This is a genomic window from Pseudomonas sp. NPDC087185 (assembly GCF_044744955.1).
GTDB lineage: Bacteria > Pseudomonadota > Gammaproteobacteria > Pseudomonadales > Pseudomonadaceae > Aquipseudomonas.
The window spans coordinates 210,221-230,383 of sequence record NZ_JBIUZK010000001.1 but is presented as its reverse complement, the minus strand read 5'-3'; the positions used below and the strand labels follow the sequence as shown (position 1 = coordinate 230,383).

General features: G+C 61.1%; 15 protein-coding genes, 6 tRNA genes and 1 pseudogene. 17 read left to right on the top strand and 5 right to left on the bottom strand.

Annotated features, from left to right (window positions below):
• Nucleotides 1–2: 2 nt before the first annotated feature.
• The 14 genes from astA (at nt 3) to mgtE (ending at nt 12,428) form a co-directional block, all read left to right on the top strand.
• A complete protein-coding gene (astA, locus tag ACIPIJ_RS01015; RefSeq protein ID WP_401071882.1) occupies nt 3–1,031 on the top strand; it encodes an arginine N-succinyltransferase in 1,029 nt (342 codons plus the stop codon).
• Nucleotides 1,032–2,495 (top strand): succinylglutamate-semialdehyde dehydrogenase, encoded by a 1,464-nt coding sequence (astD, locus tag ACIPIJ_RS01010; RefSeq protein ID WP_401071880.1) that lies wholly within the window; start codon nt 1,032–1,034, stop codon nt 2,493–2,495.
• A 23-nt stretch (nt 2,496–2,518) separates the two neighbouring features.
• On the top strand, nt 2,519–3,868 hold the full coding sequence (gene astB / locus ACIPIJ_RS01005; RefSeq protein ID WP_401071878.1) for an N-succinylarginine dihydrolase: 1,350 nt from the start codon (nt 2,519–2,521) through the stop codon (nt 3,866–3,868).
• A gap of 14 nt (nt 3,869–3,882) precedes the next feature.
• Nucleotides 3,883–4,173: a topoisomerase II gene (locus ACIPIJ_RS01000; protein WP_401071876.1), complete on the top strand. Its 291-nt coding sequence runs from the start codon at nt 3,883–3,885 to the stop codon at nt 4,171–4,173.
• Nucleotides 4,174–4,183: 10 nt separating this feature from the next.
• On the top strand, nt 4,184–5,191 hold the full coding sequence (gene astE, locus ACIPIJ_RS00995) for a succinylglutamate desuccinylase (RefSeq protein WP_401071874.1): 1,008 nt from the start codon (nt 4,184–4,186) through the stop codon (nt 5,189–5,191).
• 326 nt (nt 5,192–5,517) lie between these two features.
• Complete coding sequence (gene alaS, locus ACIPIJ_RS00990) at nt 5,518–8,142, top strand: alanine--tRNA ligase (protein ID WP_401071872.1); 2,625 nt, start codon at nt 5,518–5,520, stop codon at nt 8,140–8,142.
• Between the two features lie 85 nt (nt 8,143–8,227).
• Complete coding sequence (locus tag ACIPIJ_RS00985; RefSeq protein ID WP_401071870.1) at nt 8,228–9,463, top strand: aspartate kinase; 1,236 nt, start codon at nt 8,228–8,230, stop codon at nt 9,461–9,463.
• Between the two features lie 166 nt (nt 9,464–9,629).
• Nucleotides 9,630–9,818, top strand: coding sequence for a carbon storage regulator CsrA (gene csrA, locus ACIPIJ_RS00980; protein WP_003254503.1), 189 nt, complete (start codon nt 9,630–9,632; stop codon nt 9,816–9,818).
• Between the two features lie 72 nt (nt 9,819–9,890).
• Nucleotides 9,891–9,981: transfer RNA gene (locus ACIPIJ_RS00975), tRNA-Ser, on the top strand.
• Nucleotides 9,982–10,086: 105 nt separating this feature from the next.
• Nucleotides 10,087–10,163: transfer RNA gene (locus ACIPIJ_RS00970), tRNA-Arg, on the top strand.
• A gap of 72 nt (nt 10,164–10,235) precedes the next feature.
• Nucleotides 10,236–10,312: transfer RNA gene (locus tag ACIPIJ_RS00965), tRNA-Arg, on the top strand.
• Nucleotides 10,313–10,383: 71 nt separating this feature from the next.
• Nucleotides 10,384–10,460 (top strand) — tRNA-Arg (locus tag ACIPIJ_RS00960).
• 71 nt (nt 10,461–10,531) lie between these two features.
• Nucleotides 10,532–10,608, top strand: a tRNA-Arg gene (locus tag ACIPIJ_RS00955).
• 377 nt (nt 10,609–10,985) lie between these two features.
• Nucleotides 10,986–12,428 (top strand): magnesium transporter, encoded by a 1,443-nt coding sequence (gene mgtE / locus ACIPIJ_RS00950; RefSeq protein WP_401071868.1) that lies wholly within the window; start codon nt 10,986–10,988, stop codon nt 12,426–12,428.
• Nucleotides 12,429–12,769: 341 nt separating this feature from the next.
• Here the strand turns inward: mgtE and ACIPIJ_RS00945 are convergent.
• Both ACIPIJ_RS00945 and ACIPIJ_RS00940 read right to left on the bottom strand, forming a co-directional pair.
• A pseudogene (locus ACIPIJ_RS00945) lies at nt 12,770–13,989 on the bottom strand (IS3 family transposase).
• Nucleotides 13,990–14,096: 107 nt separating this feature from the next.
• Nucleotides 14,097–14,423: an Arc family DNA-binding protein gene (locus tag ACIPIJ_RS00940; RefSeq protein WP_003254499.1), complete on the bottom strand. Its 327-nt coding sequence runs from the start codon at nt 14,421–14,423 to the stop codon at nt 14,097–14,099.
• A gap of 344 nt (nt 14,424–14,767) precedes the next feature.
• Here ACIPIJ_RS00940 and phnN point away from each other — a divergent pair, with 344 nt between their 5' ends.
• Both phnN and ACIPIJ_RS00930 read left to right on the top strand, forming a co-directional pair.
• Nucleotides 14,768–15,355 (top strand): phosphonate metabolism protein/1,5-bisphosphokinase (PRPP-forming) PhnN, encoded by a 588-nt coding sequence (phnN, locus tag ACIPIJ_RS00935; protein ID WP_401071866.1) that lies wholly within the window; start codon nt 14,768–14,770, stop codon nt 15,353–15,355.
• Nucleotides 15,356–15,467: 112 nt separating this feature from the next.
• Nucleotides 15,468–15,544, top strand: a tRNA-Arg gene (locus tag ACIPIJ_RS00930).
• 8 nt (nt 15,545–15,552) lie between these two features.
• On the opposite strand, the gene ACIPIJ_RS00925 is transcribed toward ACIPIJ_RS00930, so the two are convergent.
• The gene (locus ACIPIJ_RS00925) at nt 15,553–16,524 is read right to left on the bottom strand and encodes an endonuclease (protein ID WP_401071864.1); all 972 of its coding nucleotides are present in this window, start codon (nt 16,522–16,524) and stop codon (nt 15,553–15,555) included.
• 389 nt (nt 16,525–16,913) lie between these two features.
• Nucleotides 16,914–17,477, bottom strand: coding sequence for a hypothetical protein (locus ACIPIJ_RS00920; RefSeq protein ID WP_401071862.1), 564 nt, complete (start codon nt 17,475–17,477; stop codon nt 16,914–16,916).
• Nucleotides 17,478–17,702: 225 nt separating this feature from the next.
• Between ACIPIJ_RS00920 and ACIPIJ_RS00915 the strand changes: the two genes are divergently transcribed.
• Entirely contained in the window at nt 17,703–18,701 is a 999-nt protein-coding gene (locus ACIPIJ_RS00915) for a diguanylate cyclase domain-containing protein (protein ID WP_401071860.1), read from the top strand.
• An 81-nt stretch (nt 18,702–18,782) separates the two neighbouring features.
• Here ACIPIJ_RS00915 and lpdA read toward each other — a convergent pair whose 3' ends face one another.
• Entirely contained in the window at nt 18,783–20,162 is a 1,380-nt protein-coding gene (gene lpdA, locus ACIPIJ_RS00910) for a dihydrolipoyl dehydrogenase (RefSeq protein ID WP_401071858.1), read from the bottom strand.
• Nucleotide 20,163: the final 1 nt, after the last annotated feature.

The following is a 20,163-nucleotide window of genomic DNA, read 5'->3' as shown; positions in this document are numbered from 1 at the left end:
GCATGATCGTTCGTCCTGTACGCAGCAGCGATTTACCTGCGCTGATCGAATTGGCACGCAGCACCGGCACCACCGGGCTGACCACTTTGCCGGCCAACGAGGAGCGCCTCGGCCATCGGGTCGGCTGGGCCGAGAAGAGCTTCCGTGGTGAGGCCGAGCGTGGCGACACCGACTACCTGTTCGTGCTGGAAAACGATGAAGGCCTGGTGGTTGGCATCAGTGCCATCGCCGGGGCCGTCGGCCTGCGCGAGCCCTGGTACAACTACCGGGTCGGCCTGACCGTCAGCGCCTCGCAGGAGTTGGGCATCTACCGCGAGATCCCGACCCTGTTCCTGGCCAACGACTTGACCGGCAATTCGGAGCTGTGCTCGTTGTTTCTGCGCAGCGACTACCGCTCCGGGGTCAATGGCCGCCTGCTGTCGCGGGCACGCATGCTGTTCATCGCCGAGTTTCCCGAGCTGTTCGGCAACAAGATCATCGCCGAGATGCGCGGCATGTCCGATGAGCACGGCCGCTCGCCGTTCTGGGAAAGCCTGGGCCGGCACTTCTTCAAGATGGAGTTCAGCCAGGCCGACTACCTCACCGGCGTAGGCAACAAGTCGTTCATCGCCGAGCTGATGCCCAAGTTCCCGCTGTACACCTGCTTCCTGTCCGAGGCGGCGCGCAGCGTCATAGGCCGTGTGCACACCGATACCGAGCCTGCATTGGCCATGCTCAAGCAGGAAGGCTTCAACTACCAGGGGTATGTCGACATCTTCGACGCAGGCCCGGCCATCGAATGCGAAACCTCGAAGATTCGCGCCGTGCGCGAGAGCCAGACGCTGGTGTTGGCCGTGGGCACACCCGGCGATGACGCCACCCCTTACATCATCCACAACCGCAAGCGTGACGACTGCCGCATTACCGCTGCACCCGCCCGCCTGGCTGCGGGCACCCTGGTGGTCGACCCGCTGACCGCCAAGCGCCTGCGCATGGGCGCCGGCGACAACGTGCGGGCGGTGCCGCTATCGGCAAGCCGGGAGGCCCAGTAAATGACCACGCATTACATCGCCGGCAGTTGGCAGGCCGGCCAGGGTGAAACCCTGCAGTCGCTCAACCCGGTGACCCAGGCTGTCATCTGGCAAGGGCAGGGCGCTGAGGCCAGCCAGGTCGATGCAGCCGTGCAGGCAGCGCGCCAGGCCTTCCCGGCCTGGGCCAAGCTGAGCCTGGAAGCACGTATCGATGTGCTGGAAAAATTTGCCGAGCAGTTGAAGCAGCATTCGGAGGCATTGGCCTACTGCATTGGTGAGGAAACCGGCAAACCGCTGTGGGAATCGGTGACGGAAGTCACCAGTATGGTCAACAAGGTGGCGATTTCCGTGCAGAGCTACCGTGAGCGCACCGGTGAAAAAAGTGGCCCGCTGGCCGATGCCACCGCCGTGCTGCGGCATAAGCCCCACGGCGTGGTCGCCGTGTTCGGCCCGTACAACTTCCCTGGCCACCTGCCAAACGGGCATATCGTCCCGGCGTTGCTGGCGGGCAACTGTGTGGTGTTCAAGCCGAGTGAGCTGACCCCCAAGGTCGCCGAGCTGACGGTCAATTGCTGGATTGCCGCTGGCTTGCCGATCGGTGTGCTCAACCTTGTCCAGGGCGCGCGCGAAACCGGCGTGGCGCTGGCGGCAAACCCGGGCATCGATGGCCTGTTCTTCACCGGCTCCAGCCGCACCGGCAACCTGCTGCACCAGCAGTTCGCCGGCCGTCCGGACAAGATTCTCGCGCTGGAAATGGGCGGCAACAACCCGCTGGTGGTGGATGAGGTCAAGGACCTCGATGCGGCGGTATACACCATCATCCAGTCGGCGTTCATCTCCGCCGGCCAGCGCTGCACCTGTGCGCGTCGCCTGCTGGTGCCGCAGGGCGCTTGGGGTGATGCGCTGCTCGCGCGGCTGGTCGAAGTGTGCAAAACCATCACTGTCGGCGCCTTCGATCAACAGCCTGCGCCCTTCATGGGCTCGGTGATCTCGTTGCAGGCCGCCCAGGCGCTGGTTGCGGCGCAGGCCGACCTGCTCGGCAAGGGGGCCACCGGCCTGCTGCAGATGACCCAGCCGCAGGCCACTGCCGCGTTGCTGACCCCGGGTATCATCGATGTCACCGCAGTGGCTGATCGCCCCGACGAAGAGTTTTTCGGCCCACTGTTGCAGGTGATCCGCTACGCCGACTTCGATGCCGCCATCGAGGAGGCCAACAACACCCAGTACGGTCTGGCCGCCGGCCTGCTGTCGGATTCCAATGCCCGCTACCAGCACTTCTGGTTGCGCAGCCGCGCCGGCATCGTCAACTGGAACAAGCAGCTGACCGGTGCTGCGAGCAGCGCGCCGTTCGGTGGCGTGGGGGCCAGTGGCAACCATCGCGCCAGTGCCTATTACGCCGCCGACTACTGCGCGTACCCCGTGGCTTCGCTGGAGACCGCCAGCCTTGCCTTGCCGGCGACCCTGACGCCGGGCGTCACCCTATAACAACAGGTCACGGAGCCTAGCCGATGAAATCCTATGAAGTGAATTTTGATGGCCTGGTGGGGCCTACCCACAACTACGGCGGCTTGTCCTACGGTAACGTGGCATCGCAGAGCAACAGCCAGCAGGCGTCCAACCCGCGTGAAGCGGCGCGCCAGGGCCTGGCGAAAATGAAAGCGCTGGCCGACATGGGCTTCCAGCAAGGCGTGTTGGCGCCGCAGGAGCGCCCGGACGTTGCCGCCCTGCGCCGCCTGGGCTTCAGCGGCAGCGATGCCGAAGTGATCCAGCGTGCCGCCAAGGAGGCCATGCCGCTGCTGGTCGCCAGCTGTTCGGCGTCGAGCATGTGGGTGGCCAACGCCGCCACCGTCAGCCCCAGCGCCGACACCGTCGATGGCCGCGTGCATTTCACTGCCGCCAACCTCAACTGCAAGTACCACCGCAGCATCGAGCACCCGACCACCAGTCGTGTGCTGGCCGCCATGTTCAACAACGAAAAACACTTTGCCCATCACCCGGCGCTGCCTGCCGTGGCACAGTTTGGCGACGAGGGCGCGGCCAACCACACGCGCTTCTGCCGCCATTATGGCGAGGCCGGCGTCGAGTTCTTCGTCTATGGCCGCAGCGCCTTCGACAGTCGTTACCCTGCGCCGCAGAAGTACCCGGCCCGTCAAACCCTGGAGGCTTCCCAAGCGGTGGCAAGGCTGCATGGCCTGCGTGATGACGGGGTGGTCTACGCTCAACAGAACCCGGCGGTGATCGACCAGGGCGTGTTCCACAATGATGTGATTTCGGTGGGCAACGGCGAGGTGCTGTTCTACCACGAAGATGCTTTCCTGGAGACCGACACGGTGCTTGGACAGCTGCAAGCTAAACTGGCCAGCAAGGGTGGTAACTTCCAGGCCATCCGTGTGCCGCGGGCAGCGGTGGCGGTAGAGGATGCGGTGCGTTCCTACCTGTTCAACAGCCAGCTGCTCAGCCGCGACGACGGTTCGATGTTGCTGGTGGTGCCGGAAGAGTGCCGCAACAACGAGCGCGTCTGGGGGTACCTGCAGCAGCTGACCAGCCAGGGCAGCGCAGTGAAGGAGGTCAAGGTGTTCGACCTCAAGCAGAGCATGCAAAACGGCGGTGGCCCGGCTTGCCTGCGCTTGCGCGTGGCCTTGAAAGAATCGGAACTGGCGGCGGTCAATCCAGGCGTTATCATGACTGCCCCGCTGTACGACACGCTGCTGCAGTGGGTCGACAAGCACTACCGCGACCGCCTGGGCGAAGCGGACCTTGCTGACCCGCAGTTGCTGGTCGAATGCCGTACGGCACTGGATGAATTGACCCAGATCCTGAAGTTGGGTTCGGTCTATCCGTTCCAACGCCAACCTTGAAGAGAGAATTTGTAATGACCGACGCCCTGCGCCTGATCCTCGAAGATGATGACGGCACCCAGCTGGAAACCTCCTGCACCCGGTTTGCGGTGGTCTGGCAAGGCAAGGAAGTGTGGATTCAGCAGGACGGCCGTGGCCAGCTGCTGATCGGTGTCGACGTCGACGAGAACGATGCCGAGTACGCCAACTTGCTGCTGCGCCCGATGGCCACCAACCTGGTCAGCCTGCAGCTGGAGATGGAGCCGGCAGAGGTCGGCGAAGACGATGATCACGTGCATGGCCCCGACTGCGGCCACCACCACTAAGGAAGCGCCTATGCTCGCCCTTGGCAAATTGCTTGAGCTGACCCTGACCGATCACGAGCCGGCCGAGAAGACCCAAGTGACCCCCAAGGGCGCGCGTTTGCGCTGGCTGGGGGAGGGGGCACTCGAAGTGCGCCCACCCGAGGGCGAAGATGGTGGGCTTGACCTGCTGTTGTCGGCCGGTATCCATGGCAACGAAACGGCACCTATCGAACTGCTTGAGCGCCTGCTGCATGGCGTTGCCAACGGCAAGATCAAACCCAAGGCACGGGTGCTGTTCCTGTTCGGCAACCCGGCGGCCATCCGCAAGGGCGAGCGCTTCATCGAGCAGGATATCAATCGACTGTTCAATGGCCGCCACGAGCTCTCCAGTGGTTTCGAAGCCTTGCGTGCCGCCGAGCTTGAACAGTTTGCCCGGGTGTTCTTCAACAAACCGGATCGCACCCGCCTGCATTATGACCTGCATACCGCCATCCGTGGCTCCAAGATCGAGCAGTTCGCCCTGTACCCTTATAAAGAGGGGCGCAAGCATTCCCGTCGCGAGCTGGCTCGCCTGGCGGCGGCCGGCATGGAAGCGGTGCTGCTGCAAAGCAAGTCTTCGATCACTTTCAGTGCCTTCACCTATGAGCAGCTCAATGCCGAGGCGTTCACCCTGGAGCTTGGCAAGGCGCGGCCGTTCGGGCAGAACGAGCAGGTCAACCTGGACAAGCTGGAGGAGCGGCTGATCCAGATCATCGAAGGCACCGAGCCCGAAACCGAAGGTTCGCTGGATGGCCTGAAGCTGTTCAGCGTTGCCCGCGAGATCATCAAGCACAGCGAGGGCTTCCGCCTGCACCTCCCGGCGGACATCGAGAACTTCTCGGAGCTGAGCAAGGGTTACCTGCTGGCCGAGGACCTGGCCGAGATGCGCTGGGTGGTGGAGGAGGAGGGCGCGCGCATCATCTTCCCCAACCCGAAGGTCAAGAATGGGCTTCGCGCCGGGATCCTCATCGTGCCGGATTCGGGCCAGCGCCTGGGTTGAGAGCAGCGGCGCCTGCTAAACGGGCAAATCCCCCTAAGGCAGGCGACACTATTCTGGATCCCATCACTTGATGAAAACCTTTTAATTCACCGTCTGTTCCATTTTCCCTTCCCTTGGGCGGTAATTGGCTTGCCAGTGGCGAAAGGCTGCATTTAGCATCCAGTCATGTCATTTTCATTTGCATGAGCCTGAAAAGCCGTCCCATCGACGCTTTCGATCGCATAAACACACTGCACCGAGATTGCAGGACCGATATAATGCGGCCCTTTGCCGTCGTTTCGTCGACGCGTTTGCCCTCAGGGGCCGCCGTTTCCGTGGAAGAACCTATGAAAAGCGCAGAAATCCGTGAAGCCTTCCTTCGCTTCTTCGAGGAGCAGGGACACACCCGAGTCGCCTCCAGCTCCCTGATTCCGGGCAATGACCCGACCCTGCTGTTTACCAACGCCGGCATGAACCAGTTCAAGGACTGCTTCCTCGGCCAGGAAAAGCGCGCCTACACCCGCGCGGTCAGCAGCCAGAAGTGCGTACGCGCCGGCGGCAAGCACAACGACCTGGAAAACGTCGGCTACACCGCGCGTCACCACACCTTCTTCGAAATGCTGGGCAACTTCAGCTTCGGTGACTATTTCAAGCGTGATGCGATCACCTTCGCCTGGAACTTCCTGACCTCCGACAAGTGGCTGAACCTGCCGAAGGAAAAACTGTGGGTCACCGTCTACGCCAGCGACGACGAAGCCTACGACATCTGGACCAAGGAAGTCGGCGTGCCGGCCGAGCGCATGGTGCGCATTGGTGACAACAAGGGCGCCCCGTACGCCTCCGACAACTTCTGGACCATGGGCGACACCGGCCCGTGCGGCCCTTGCACCGAGATCTTCTACGACCACGGCGCCGATATCTGGGGCGGCCCACCCGGTTCCCCGGAAGAAGACGGCGACCGTTACATCGAGATCTGGAACAACGTCTTCATGCAGTTCAACCGCACTGCCGACGGCGTACTGCACCCGCTGCCAGCGCCGTCGGTGGATACCGGCATGGGCTTGGAGCGCATCAGTGCGGTCATGCAGCACGTGCACTCGAACTATGAGATCGACCTGTTCCAAAACCTGCTGATCGCCGCGGCCAAGGCCATCGGTTGCAGCAACGACGGCCAGGCTTCGCTGAAGGTCGTGGCTGACCACATCCGTTCCTGTGGTTTCCTGATCGCCGACGGCGTGTTGCCGTCCAACGAAGGCCGTGGCTACGTGCTGCGCCGCATCATTCGCCGTGCTTGCCGTCATGGCAACAAGCTGGGCGCCAAGGGCAGCTTCTTCTACCAGATCGTCGCGGCCCTGGCCGCCGAGATGGGCGAGGCGTTCCCGGAGCTGAAGAGCCAGCAGGCGCACATCGAGCGTGTGCTCAAGGCCGAGGAAGAGCAGTTCGCCAAGACCCTGGAGCAGGGCCTGCGCATCCTCGAGCAGGACCTGGCCCAGCTCAAAGGCAACGTGGTGCCAGGCGACGTGGTGTTCAAGCTATACGACACCTACGGCTTCCCGATGGACCTGACCGCCGATATCGCCCGCGAACGCGAGCTGACCATCGACGAGGCCGGCTTCGAGCGCGAAATGGACGCCCAGCGTGAGCGTGCGCGTTCGGCCAGCGCCTTCGGCATGGACTACAACAGCCTGGTCAAGGTCGATACCGCCACCGACTTCCTCGGCTATGACGCCACCGAAGGCCAGGGCAAGATCATTGCCTTGTACAAGGACGGCCAGGCCGTCGACCAGCTGGGTGAAGGCGAGCAGGGCGTCGTGGTCCTGGACCGCACCCCGTTCTACGCCGAGTCCGGTGGCCAGGTCGGTGACACCGGCTACCTGCAGTCGGGCGCCGCGCGCTTTGACGTGCGTGACACCACCAAGACCGGTGGTGCCTTCCTGCACCATGGCGTGGTTGCCAGTGGTGCGCTGGTCATCGGTTCGCCGGTCGAGGCCAAGGTCGATGCCGAGGTGCAGCACGCCACTTCGCTGAACCACTCCGCCACCCACCTGCTGCACGAAGCTCTGCGCCAGGTGCTGGGTGAGCACGTACAACAGAAGGGCTCGCTGGTCGACAGCCAGCGTCTGCGTTTTGACTTCAGCCACTTCGAGGCGGTGAAACCGGAGCAGATCAAGGCCCTGGAAGACATCGTCAACCGCGAGGTGCGCAAGAACACCCCGGTGCAAACCGAGCTGACCGATATCGAAACCGCCAAGCGCAAGGGCGCCATGGCCCTGTTCGGCGAGAAGTACGGTGATACCGTGCGCGTGCTGAGCATGGGTGGCGATTTCTCCGTCGAGCTGTGTGGCGGTATTCACGCCAAGCGCACCGGCGATATCAGCCTGTTCAAGATCATCAGCGAAGGCGGCGTGGCCTCTGGCGTGCGCCGTATCGAAGCGGTTACTGGCGCTGCTGCGCTGGCCTACCTGAACGCTGCCGAAGAGCAGGTCAAGGAAGCCGCGCAGCTGGTCAAAGGTAACCGTGACAACCTGATCGACAAGCTGTCGGCTGTGCTTGAGCGCAACCGCCAGCTGGAGAAGCAGCTGGAACAGCTGCAGGCCAAGGCCGCCAGCGCCGCAGGGGATGATCTCTCCAACGCGGCCGTTGAGGTCAAGGGCGCCAAGGTGCTTGCTGCCCGCCTGGATGGGCAGGATGGCAAGGCCCTGCTGGCGCTGGTCGATCAGCTGAAGAACAAGCTCGGCCACGCAGTGATCCTGCTGGGCAGCGAGCATGAGGGCAAGGTCGTGCTGGTGGCCGGCGTGACCAAGGACCTCTCCAGCCAACTCAAGGCTGGTGACCTGATGAAACAAGCCGCTGCGGCGGTGGGTGGCAAGGGCGGTGGCCGTCCGGACATGGCTCAGGGTGGTGGCGTCGACGTCGCTGCGCTGGACCAGGCCCTGGCGCTGGCCGTGCCGTTCGCAGAGCAGGGACTTTGAGATGAAGGGGCGGGTGGTCTAGTCACTTGCCCCTTCATGTTGGATGGTTTTTTTGGGGCCCTTTGTGGGCTGAGGCACCATTGAAATGGCGTTGATCGTACAGAAATTTGGCGGCACCTCTGTCGGTTCCATCGAGCGGATCGAGCAGGTTGCCGACAAGGTCAAGAAGCACCGTGAGGCGGGCGACGACCTGGTGGTTGTGCTGTCGGCCATGAGCGGCGAAACCAATCGCCTGATCGAGCTGGCCAAGCAGATTACCGACCAGCCGGTTCCGCGTGAGCTGGATGTGATCGTCTCCACCGGTGAGCAGGTCACTATTGCCCTGCTGACCATGGCCTTGATCAAGCGTGGCGTGCCGGCGGTGTCCTACACCGGCAACCAGGTGCGTATCCTCACCGACAGCTCGCACAACAAAGCGCGCATCCTGCAGATCGACGATCAGAAGATTCGTGCCGACCTGAAGGAAGGGCGCGTAGTAGTGGTGGCCGGTTTCCAGGGTGTCGACGAACACGGCAGCATCACCACCCTCGGCCGTGGCGGTTCCGACACCACCGGCGTGGCCCTGGCGGCCGCGCTCAAGGCTGACGAGTGCCAGATCTACACCGACGTTGATGGCGTCTACACCACCGACCCGCGTGTGGTGCCGCAGGCTCGCCGCCTGGAGAAGATCACCTTCGAAGAGATGCTGGAAATGGCCAGCCTCGGTTCCAAGGTGCTGCAGATCCGTTCGGTCGAGTTCGCCGGCAAGTACAACGTTCCGCTGCGCGTGCTGCACAGCTTCAAGGAGGGTCCGGGTACCCTCATTACCATTGATGAAGAGGAATCCATGGAACAGCCGATCATTTCCGGTATCGCCTTCAACCGTGATGAAGCCAAGCTGACCATCCGTGGCGTGCCGGACACCCCGGGCGTTGCTTTCAAGATCCTCGGCCCGATCAGCGCCGCGAACATCGAAGTGGACATGATCGTGCAGAACGTTTCGCACGATAACACCACCGACTTCACCTTCACCGTGCACCGCAACGAGTACGAGAAGGCCCACAGCGTGCTGGAAAACACCGCACGTGAAATCGGTGCCCGGGAAGTGATCGGCGACACCAAGATCGCCAAGGTGTCGATCGTCGGTGTTGGTATGCGTTCGCACGCAGGTGTTGCCAGCCGCATGTTCGAAGCCCTGGCCAAGGAGAGCATCAACATCCAGATGATCTCCACCTCCGAGATCAAGGTTTCGGTGGTCATCGAAGAGAAGTACCTGGAGCTGGCCGTACGCGCGCTGCATACCGCGTTCGAGCTTGATGCTCCTGCCCGACAGGGCGAGTAAGGCGTTGCCTTGAGGGGCGCGGCTTGCCGCGCCCTTCGCGTTTCTGCTCGTTATACAGGCCTTGTCCTGCCGGTGTGACGCGCTTCAAGGCCCTGCGTCGTCGTCCGCGACCAGGTCCGGTTGTTCCCAGACTGTTATCCCTGAATGTTTGCGTAAGGAGAAAGCTATGTTGATTCTGACTCGTCGGTGCGCCGAGAGCCTGATCATTGGAGACGGCGAGATCACCGTGACGGTGCTTGGCGTCAAGGGAAACCAGGTGCGTATCGGCGTCAGCGCCCCTAAGGAAGTGGCCGTTCACCGCGAGGAAATCTACCTGCGGATCAAGAAAGAGAAGGATGAGGAGCCAAGCCTTTAATTCTTTTGAAGTTTTTTTCAAAAAAAGGGTTGCAAACGAGGAAGAGCCTGTTTAATATTCGCCTCGTGTTGCGGTGAGGTGGCCGAGTGGCCGAAGGCGCTCCCCTGCTAAGGGAGTATACCTCATAAGGGTATCGGGGGTTCGAATCCCCCCTTCACCGCCATTATTCGCTTAGGGCGCTGTAAACGGTAAGAACGCTAAGTAGTTGTTTTTAAACGAAAAGTTCTTGCAAAAATGTTTCAGCGACCTATAATGCGCAGCAAGACACGGACTCATAGCTCAGCTGGATAGAGTACTCGGCTACGAACCGAGCGGTCGCAGGTTCGAATCCTGCTGAGTCCGCCATTTTTGAAGTGGCTTTGCTTGCAAGGTTGCTTCAATCAACCAGTGGTAATCTGGTCTAAAACTACCAACCACGGACTCATAGCTCAGCTGGATAGAGTACTCGGCTACGAACCGAGCGGTCGCAGGTTCGAATCCTGCTGAGTCCGCCACTTTTGAAGTGGCTTTGCTTGCAAAGGCGCTTCAACCAATCAGTGGTAATCTGATCTAAAAATACCATCACGGACTCATAGCTCAGCTGGATAGAGTACTCGGCTACGAACCGAGCGGTCGCAGGTTCGAATCCTGCTGAGTCCGCCACTTTCGAAGTGGCTCTGCTTGCAAAGACGCTTCAACCAACCAGTGGTAACCTGGTCTAAAACTACCACCACGGACTCATAGCTCAGCTGGATAGAGTACTCGGCTACGAACCGAGCGGTCGCAGGTTCGAATCCTGCTGAGTCCGCCATACATCAAGAAGCCCGCTCATTTGAGCGGGCTTTTTGTTTTCTACCGCTCACTGATTTATCAGTGATGCCCGCTAAACTCCAAGTAAACCGGCCCGACAACCTTTTGCGCGGTGCATGTGTTTTTTCTTTCGCTCTAGCCGTCGCACAGAAAGCTTCGAGCGTTGTCCTAGCTTTATCGCGCAAACGATTGTTCTGGCCAAAAATTTAAGCGATCTGACAGCTTAGGCAGTGTATGATTGCGCCCGTCAGCCCCGCCGGGGCTTGTGGAATACCACCATGGACTTACCCAGTAGTTACTCCTTAACACGATTCATACAGCTTGATCTGACCGATTGATTCCCCCGGCGTGCTCCGCTGCTGGGAGTGGAGTTCGCCTATGACTGAAGTAGAAGTAAAGAAAGCGCAAGAGAGCCTGCAGGATCGCCTGGCCCAGGTGGTCGAACTGCTGCAGCGCCAGCGCGTGGTGGAAGACCTGACCCATCGTCAGGAAGGCCATCATCACGACCTGGTGGAAAACCTCGTCCACCGTCAGAACCTCGTCGAATTGCAGCGCAAGCTCGACGACCTGCACCCTGCAGACATCGCCTACATCCTCGAAGCCTTGCCCCTGCAAGACCGCCTGACGGTCTGGCAGTTGGTGCGCTCGGATCGTGATGGCGACATCCTGCTTGAAGTCTCCGATTCGGTTCGCCAATCGCTGATCGCCGACATGGATGATCACGAATTGCTCGCTGCGGCCAAGGAAATGGACGCTGACGAGCTGGCCGACCTGGCGCCGGAGCTGCCACGCGACGTCGTTCACGAGCTGATGGAAACCCTCGATGCCCAGCAGCGCGAGCGTGTGCGTTCGGCGCTGAGCTATGACGAGGAGCAGGTCGGTGCGCTGATGGACTTTGAGATGGTCACCATCCGCGAAGACATCAGCCTGGAAGTGGTGCTGCGCTACCTGCGCCGCCTGAAAGAGTTGCCCAACCACACCGACAAGCTGTTCGTGGTTGATTACGACGGCATCCTCAAAGGTGTGCTGCCTATCAAGCGCTTGCTGGTCAACGACCCGGACAAGAAGGTAGCGGAGGTCATGGCGACCGACCCGGTGTCCTTCCACCCTGAGGAAGATGCCTACGACGCTGCGCAGGCTTTCGAGCGTTACGACCTGGTTTCGGCGCCGGTGGTAGACAAGAGCGATCGCTTGATCGGCCGTTTGACCATCGATGAAATGGTCGACCTGATTCGTGAGGAGAGCGAAAGCGAAGTCCTCAACATGGCCGGTCTGCGTGAAGAGGAAGATATTTTCGCTTCGGTCTGGCGTTCGCTGCGCAACCGTTGGGCGTGGCTTGCGATCAACCTGATTACCGCGTTCCTGGCCTCCCGGGTGATCGGCCTGTTCGAGGGGTCGATCGAGAAGCTGGTAGCCCTGGCGGCGCTGATGCCGATCGTGGCAGGGATTGGTGGCAACTCCGGTAACCAGACCATCACCATGATTGTTCGCGCCATGGCGCTGGACCAGGTATCGCCGGGCAATACCAGCCGCCTGATGCGCAAGGAGTTGGCGGTGTCGCTGCTCAATGGGCTGATCTGGGGGGGCGTTATCGGGATAGTAGCGTTCTGGCTCTATGGCAGCTGGTCTTTGGGTGTGGTGATGACCGCAGCGATGACCCTGAACCTGTTGCTGGCCGCGCTCATGGGGGTGTTGATCCCGATGACCCTGGCAAGATTGGGGCGTGATCCGGCCATGGGTGCCAGCGTGATGATCACGGCGGTGACCGACAGTGGTGGCTTCTTTATCTTCCTGGGTCTGGCGACGCTGTTCCTGCTCTGACAAGGTTATCGCATGGGGCTGCCAGGCAGCTTCCAGAGCGATTGCAGGTGTCTAGCCCTGAAATAGGTTTACACCTGTTCAGGTACGCCGACAGGCCTCAAAACGCCCGATGCACCGCATCGGGCGTTTTGTTTTTCAGGGTCATATGAGGCCGTTCTGTGCTTTAAAGCTGCACTGCCTCGTCAACCATCTGCCTCGCTTGCTCCGGATCCTCAGGGCTGCTCAACAGCAGCTCCATCTTGAGGATTGCGTAAGTTGGGATAGCGGTAGAAGTGATGGGCCTGTCTGTAGGTGTCTAGTCCTGAAATAGGTTTACACCTTTTCAGGTAGGCCGATAGGCCTCAAAACGCCCGATGCACCGCATCGGGCGTTTTGTTTTTCAGGGCCATATGAGGCCGCTCTGTGTTGTAGATTTGCACCGCCTCATCGACCATCCGCCTTGCTTGCTCCAAGTCTTCAGGACTGTTCAATAGCAGCTCCGTCTTGAGGATTCCGTTGACTCGCTCGGCCAGTGCGTTCTGGTAGCAGTCATACCCATCTGTCATCGAGCACTGAACCCCATGCCGCTGATGAAGTGACTGGTATAGCGCCGAGCAGTATTGGATACCTCGATCGGAATGATGGACGAGTGGCTGGCGACGACCTCGCTTCCGTAATGCCTGCTTGAAAGCTTGCGCCACCGATTCGGCATGCAGGCTTTCATGGACGTGGTGGCCAACAATTTTCCTAGAGTACGCATCCGTTACCAGGCTCAGGTACAGCGGGCCATTACGTGCGGGCAGGTAAGTAATGTCGGCAACCCAAACATGCTCCGGCCTTGTCGGAACGATCTGACTTGGGCCAGGCTTGAGAAGGTTGGGATGGCGATAGAAGTGATGAAAGCTCTGTGTCGTCTTGTGGTAGGCGCGCTTAGGTAGCACTAGCAAACGACGCTCTCCCAAGACCTGGAACAGCCTATCTCGGCCAACCTGGAAGCGTCTGTCAGGTTGGCAATGCAGCAGATAGTGCAGCTTGCGTGTACCCAGCCGAGGCTGGCGCATCCGGACTTGCTGAACAAACTCAACCACCCGATCTGCCTCAAGCGCTTTGCTGTCAGCGGCCCGGTTGCGCTTGTAGTAAGCCTGTCGACTGATGCCTAGAAACTGACAAGCCCTGGCAATGCTCAGTCCTGCGACTTGACCTTGCGAGAGGACTTGCCGGATCGCTTTTTTACGACCGAGACACCATAGTCATTTTTCAGAACATCAACGACCGTCTCGAAAAACTGAGCCTTCTGGCTCATCAGCTCAAGCTGCTGCTCAAGCTCTTTGATCCGCTGCTCTGGAGTAAGCGTTTTGGGGTCAGACATCGCGCAGCTCCTCTCGTCTCGGATCTACGCCCCCTGGCTCCAATCCTGCCGACCGTGCTTACGCAACCATACCAGAACTGTCGACCGACCCTGGATGCCATACCGCACCTGGGCCTGCTTGTAGGTCAGTTCGCCTTTTTCAATCTGATCAACCACCGCCAATTTAAAAGACAGTGAGTAATCTCGCTGTGTGCGCTTTACACCTTGCTCCATCTGACTCTCCGGAAATTCGGGATGGGAGGTGTAAACCTTATTCAGGACGGGACAGGGCAATGAAAAAAGCCAGCTTACGCTGGCTTTTTTTGTGCTCGCTACACGCCTCAGGAGGCGTCGGCGGCCATTTCCACATCGTGAGCGATGAGGGCGACCAGCGCATTCTGCTGGCGGTGGGACAGCTGGCGGAAGCGCTGCAGCAACTCGCGCTCATGCAGGGACAGCTCAGGGCTGTCCAGGCGCATGCTCAGCTCGTCACCCAACGCACCTTCCTGGATAAGGCTCTGCTCCAGGCGCGCGATGATTTCGGAGTTCATGCTGCGGTGATGGTTGCGCGCTACCTCGGCAATGCGCTCACGCATCCCGTCTGGCAGGCGGACGACGAACTTGTCAGCGGTGCGGCTCGAATAAATAGCCTGTTTCATTGGGCGCATATAAATTGACCGGTTTTTGGTTCAGGGGAAGCGGTTCTCAAATTGGCCGCACGGGATGGTGGTACGACCGTGGCGACGACAAAATGTTCAACCGACAGGAAAATTTGGTGCTCATCTTGCCTCAAGGTCGCCGTTTCCTTGGCGTCAATTCTGTGACAAATAGTGATCCCGATAAAGGCTTTTTGCCAGTACCAATTATCAGAAATGAGCACTGGTTTGAAAAGTTTTGCATTACCAGGTTCACCATGCCGTCAGACCTTTGCCGTCAAAAACCTGTAAAACGCAGCAAAGGTCACAGAAAAACCCTAAAATGCGTGGGTTTCCTTTCATAGAGCATAGTGGCTATGCAACATGACGCAAGCAGCCAACAAAAAGCCTCAGGCCACCTGATATTTCTGATAGGACCTTCAGGTTCGGGAAAAGATTCCCTGCTCGACGCAGCTCGCCAGGACCTGATGGCGGCCGGGGTGCTGATCGCTCGCCGGGTCATTACCCGCTCCGCCGAGGCGAAGGGCGAAGCGGCGCAGGGCGTCACCCCGGAACGTTTCGCGGCAATGCGCGCAGCTGGCGAATTCGCCATGCACTGGCAGGCCAATGGCCTGCAGTACGGCATCCCTGCACAGGTAGATCACTGGCTTGCGCAAGGGCGATCGGTGTTGGTCAATGGCTCCCGGGCCTATCTGCCTGAAGCACGCAAGCGTTACCCCGACCTGTTGGCAGTGTGCCTGCAGGTCAAGCCCGACGTCTTGCGCGAACGCCTGCTCGCCCGAGGCCGAGAGACGATAGATGAGGTTGAACAACGCCTGGCGCGCAGCGCCCGGCTGCAGGTCGACCCCGACGTGACGGTGCATTGGTTGGATAACTCGGGGTCGCTGGTGGCGGCAGTGAGCGCGTTGCTCGATCTGCTTCGCCAGGAGGGGCTGCTCGTTTGAATGCATCAGAAACGCCCTACATGCAAAAAGCCTGAGAGATGCATGACAAACGGCAGCCTGCTGGTTAACATGCTCGCCGTCCAGCTGTGCAGCGTTCGCTGCCGGTTCTTGTGTCTCAGTAGCTCAATTGGATAGAGCATCCCCCTCCTAAGGGGAAGGTTGGCAGTTCGAACCTGCCCTGGGACGCCATATTTCTGCTACTTGCAGTTACCCGCCTTGCGATACCCCGCCGCCTGTGCCTCGGCCTCAGAGCCAAAAGCCACCTGATTCTTCTGCGCAACCTGGCTGTACCCTGGGCAACCACTGGCCAGGTGATAGACATGGCTGTTGATGTTGCCAATGATTGCGCCATCGATCGACGCGCTTGCCAGGGTGGGTTTGGCCACATCCTTGACCCCGGTTTTCGGGGCCGCGGGTGCGACGCCGTCGGCAGCGCCCACAGGCTTGTAGCCCAGTGTCCACGCCCGCTCGCCCGTCACGAAGGGGTTGGAGTGGCCCATGATCGCGGCAATGCGCTGGTCCCGCTGTTTTTCCCACGCCGACACCGGGTGCTGCTTGTCCCAGGCCATCAGCAACTGTTGCTGCTGGCGCGACATGCTCAGCTTGTAGCGGTCGAACATGTAGAACGTGGTGCGTGCAACCAGGCCTTTTACCTCATCACGCGGTTCGGCAACCTTCTGCTGGAAGTCGACCTTGGTGGTGCACTGGCCGTATTGCGGGGCGACGCCCGACACCATGCCGTAATTGAAGTTGCTGCGGTCACCGTTCACTTCACCCACGGATGGGTAGAGGTTGAACAAGTCGGCTTCCATGGCGCGGAAGGTCGGGTCTTCACTGACGCAATGCTCGCGTCCGCCGTCCTGCCAGCACTGGCGCTGATGGCCAAAGGTCCAGGCCGGCACGATGTGCTCCCACTCGGTCCGCTCGGCACGGGTCTGCAACTTGCGGGTTTCGTAACCGCAGGACTTGGCATCGACTCGGCCACCGGACTTGCCTACCCAGGCCCATTTGCAGCCACAGTACAGCTCGCCCATGGGGCTGTCGGCCTGGTCGAGGTAGATTTTCTGTTTGGCGACGAACTTGGCTTCGGTAAAGGTCGCGGGTGGGTTGGCGAAGGCACTGGGGATGGCAGCGAGGGCGAGGGTTACGACGTACAGCAGTTTCTTCATGAGAAAACATCATCGGATTTCTGGGGGCCGCGATTATACGGCGTGCCAGCGTCGATTAATGCCCTATCATTTTGGCACCACGCCTACAGACTCAGATGCTTCAGCCCCCCATAGCGTCGCCATGCCAACGCCCAGGGGCGGCAACGTGTACTCGATTGACTTGCTGCAAGCCTGCTGGGGGCCGGTGTGCTGATCGGGCGCAAAAGCCTGGTGCAGCCTTACCTGGACAGCGGCGAGCGGGTGGTGGCAATCGATCAGCCGGAGCCGCTCGGCCTACCATCGCGCCATGGCGGCTGCCGGGTGCGGTTGGCAACCCGCAGGTAGCAGCGGTGGAAGAGGCGCTGTTGCAGGTGGGGTGAGGCCACCCCGGTGCAGGGGTGGCCTTGTACTCAGAGTTGGCCGGTCTCCAGGGCCTTCTCGCGTTCATCCGTGCCCTGTGAAGCCGCAATGTCCGTACCCTGGCGAACTTGCTCGGCACGCACTGCCTGCTCCTGCACTTTTGCCTGGGTTTTCAGCGCAATGTCTTCCTTGATGCGCTGGGCGATCTGCTCGCCGATCTTGGCTTTTTGTTCCGGTGGCAGCGCCTCGAATTCCTCTGGCGTCATGCCCAGTTCAGCGAGCACTTTTTCCTGGATTTTCTGCTCGGGGGTCTTGGCCATGTACTCGCGGAAATCCTGCACGGCGCTGCTGGTTTCCTGGGTGCTGGCGCCGGCCTGCTGGCGTGCGGCAATGTCGGGGTTCTGTAGCAGCACCTTGAGCTTGGCGAAGGCTTCTTCGCGGGCGTCCTCGGCATTCTGCTGTGACGTGCTGCCTTGGTTGTTCTGTTGCGCCGTGGTGTTGCTGGCGGCCAGCGGCGCACGCAGGGGCAGCACCTGCGCCAGAGGCTGTTCAATGTTGATGCGGTTCTGCTGCTGGAGCGCGGGCTGCCAGCCTAAGCCATTAAGTGTGATCACGGTGTCTCCTCCTTCTCCCTGGAAGTCTTGAATGGGCCAGGGACAGGGGCAAAAGCCATGCCAGCCAGCTAAACCGGGAAAATAGGGCGTCTGGGCTATTCCGGTAACCGTGCGTACGGAATATGCTCGCCCGGCAGGGGAACGATCTTGCCGCTTACGGCAATGACGAGCACAGTCGGCAGCACCTTGACCGGGCGCAGTTGCTGGACAACAGGGAGAGCGTCCATGAGTCAGGAATCAAGGCCGGTGCCGCCCGGCTTCAGTGAACAACAGCTGCATATGCTGTTCGAGTTGATCAGCGATGGTATCTGGGACTGGAATGCCAATACCGGCTACGTCTATCGCAACCCCGGCTGGTACGCCATGCTCGGCTACGCCAGCCATTCCATGGCCAACAGCGTGCTGACCTGGGAGAGTGTGATCCACCCCGAGGATTACCCGCGGGTGATGGCGCATTTCGAGGCCTACATCAACCAGCGCAATGAGCGCTACCTCATCGAATACCGCTGCCGCTGCCAGGATGGCAGCTACGTGTGGATCGAGGACAGCGGCCACATCATCGCCCGCAACGAAGATGGCTCGGTGGCGCGCATGCTGGGTGCGCACCGCAACATCGATGCCGGCAAGCGCCTGGTGGCCCAGCTCGAGCAGAAGAACCAGTCGCTGGAGGCCCAGGTGGCCGAGCGCACGCGCGAGCTGTCCTGGGTCAACCAGCAGCTGCAGCGCCAGCTGGACGAAAACCGTGAGCTGGCCGAGCGCGATGCATTGACCCGCATCGCCAATCGCTACCGGCTGGAAAAGGCGCTGCAACAGGAGTGCAGGCGCGCCCAGCGGTTCCGTGAGCCGTTGGCGGTGATCGCCATGGACGTGGATGACTTCAAGCCGATCAACGACCGTTTTGGCCACGCCCAGGGCGATGCAGCTTTGGTTCACGTCGTCGAGTGCTTGCGTCCGTGCCTGCGCGACCAGGACCTGCTGGCGCGCTGGGGCGGTGACGAGTTCGTCATGGTGTTGCCGCAGACCACGCTGGTTGAGGCACTGCAGGTGGCAGCCCGGTTGCGCCAGGCGATGGTGCAGGTCGAGCAGGTTGGCGAGTGCCGCCTGACTCTGAGCTACGGCGTGGTGCAGTGGCAGGAGGGTGAAGACCAGCATGACCTGCTGGGGCGTGCTGACAAAGCCTTGTACCGAGCCAAGGGGGCGGGCAAAAACAGCATCTGCGAGTGAGTGGACGCCGGCGCTGAATGAAAAAAGACCCGCGGCGCCTAAGGGGCGCCACGGGCCAAATCGGCCTTGGCCGCTTCAGTGTCAGATGTGCAGGGCGTGGCCCAGCGCGCGCAATGCCGCTTCCTGCACCGCCTCGCCCAGGGTCGGGTGGGCGTGGATGGTGCCTGCGATATCTTCCAGGCGGGCGCCCATTTCCAGGGACTGGGCAAAGGCCGTGGACAGTTCCGATACTGCTGCACCCACCGCCTGCCAACCCACGATCAAGTGATTGTCACGGCGTGCCACCACGCGCACGAAGCCAGTTTTCGACTCAAGGCTCATGGCCCGCCCGTTGGCGGCGAACGGGAACTGCGCGACGATGCAGTCCAGCCCTTGTTGACTGGCCTGTTCCGGCGTGGTGCCGGCCACCACCACTTCCGGGTCGGTGAAGCACACTGCGGCAATCGCGCTGGGCTCGAAGCGCCGCGCCTTGCCGGCAATGATTTCGGCAACCATCTCACCTTGCGCCATCGCGCGGTGGGCCAGCATTGGTTCGCCGGCCACGTCACCGATGGCCCAGACGTTGCGCATGCTGGTCTGGCAGCGTTCGTCGATGGCGATGGCGGTACCGTTCATTTTCAGTTCCAGGCTTTCCAGGTTGTAGCCCTGCGTGCGCGGGCGACGGCCCACCGCCACCAGTACCCGGTCGGCCTCCAGGCGCAACTGCCCGCCCTGGCCGTCGCGGGCCAGCAGGCAGCCGTTGGCATAGCCCTCGACGCTGTGCCCCAGGTGTACGGCGATGCCCAGCTTCTTCAGCGATTCGGCCACCGGTGCGGTCAGCTCGCTGTCGTAGGTCGGCAGGATGCGCTCGCGCGCTTCCACCACGCTGACCTGCGCGCCCAGCTTGCGATAGGCGATGCCCAGTTCCAGCCCGATGTAGCCGCCGCCCACCACCACCAGGTGGTTGGGCAGCGTCTGCGGGGCCAGGGCTTCGGTGGAAGAGATGATCGGGCCGCCCAGCGGCAGCATCGGCAGTTCGACGCTGTTCGAGCCGGTGGCCAGCAGCAGGTGCTCGCACTGGATGCGCTGGCCATCGACGTCGACGTGCTTGCCGTCGAGGATCTTCGCCCAACCGTGGATCACCTTGACCCCGTGCTTTTTCAGCAGCGCGGCGACGCCGGTGGTCAGGCGGTCGACGATGCCGTCCTTCCAGGCCACGCTCTGGGCGATGTCCAGGCGCGGCGAGGAAACGCTGATACCCAGCTCGGAGGGTTCGGTGAAGCGCGAAGCCTGGTGGAACTGCTCAGCCACATGGATCAGCGCCTTGGACGGAATGCAGCCGATGTTCAGGCAAGTGCCGCCCAGCGCCTGGCCTTCCACCAGCACGGTGGGGATGCCCAGTTGCCCGGCGCGGATGGCAGCCACGTAGCCACCGGGGCCGCCACCGATGATCAGCAGGGTGGTGTCGATAGTCTGTTGCATG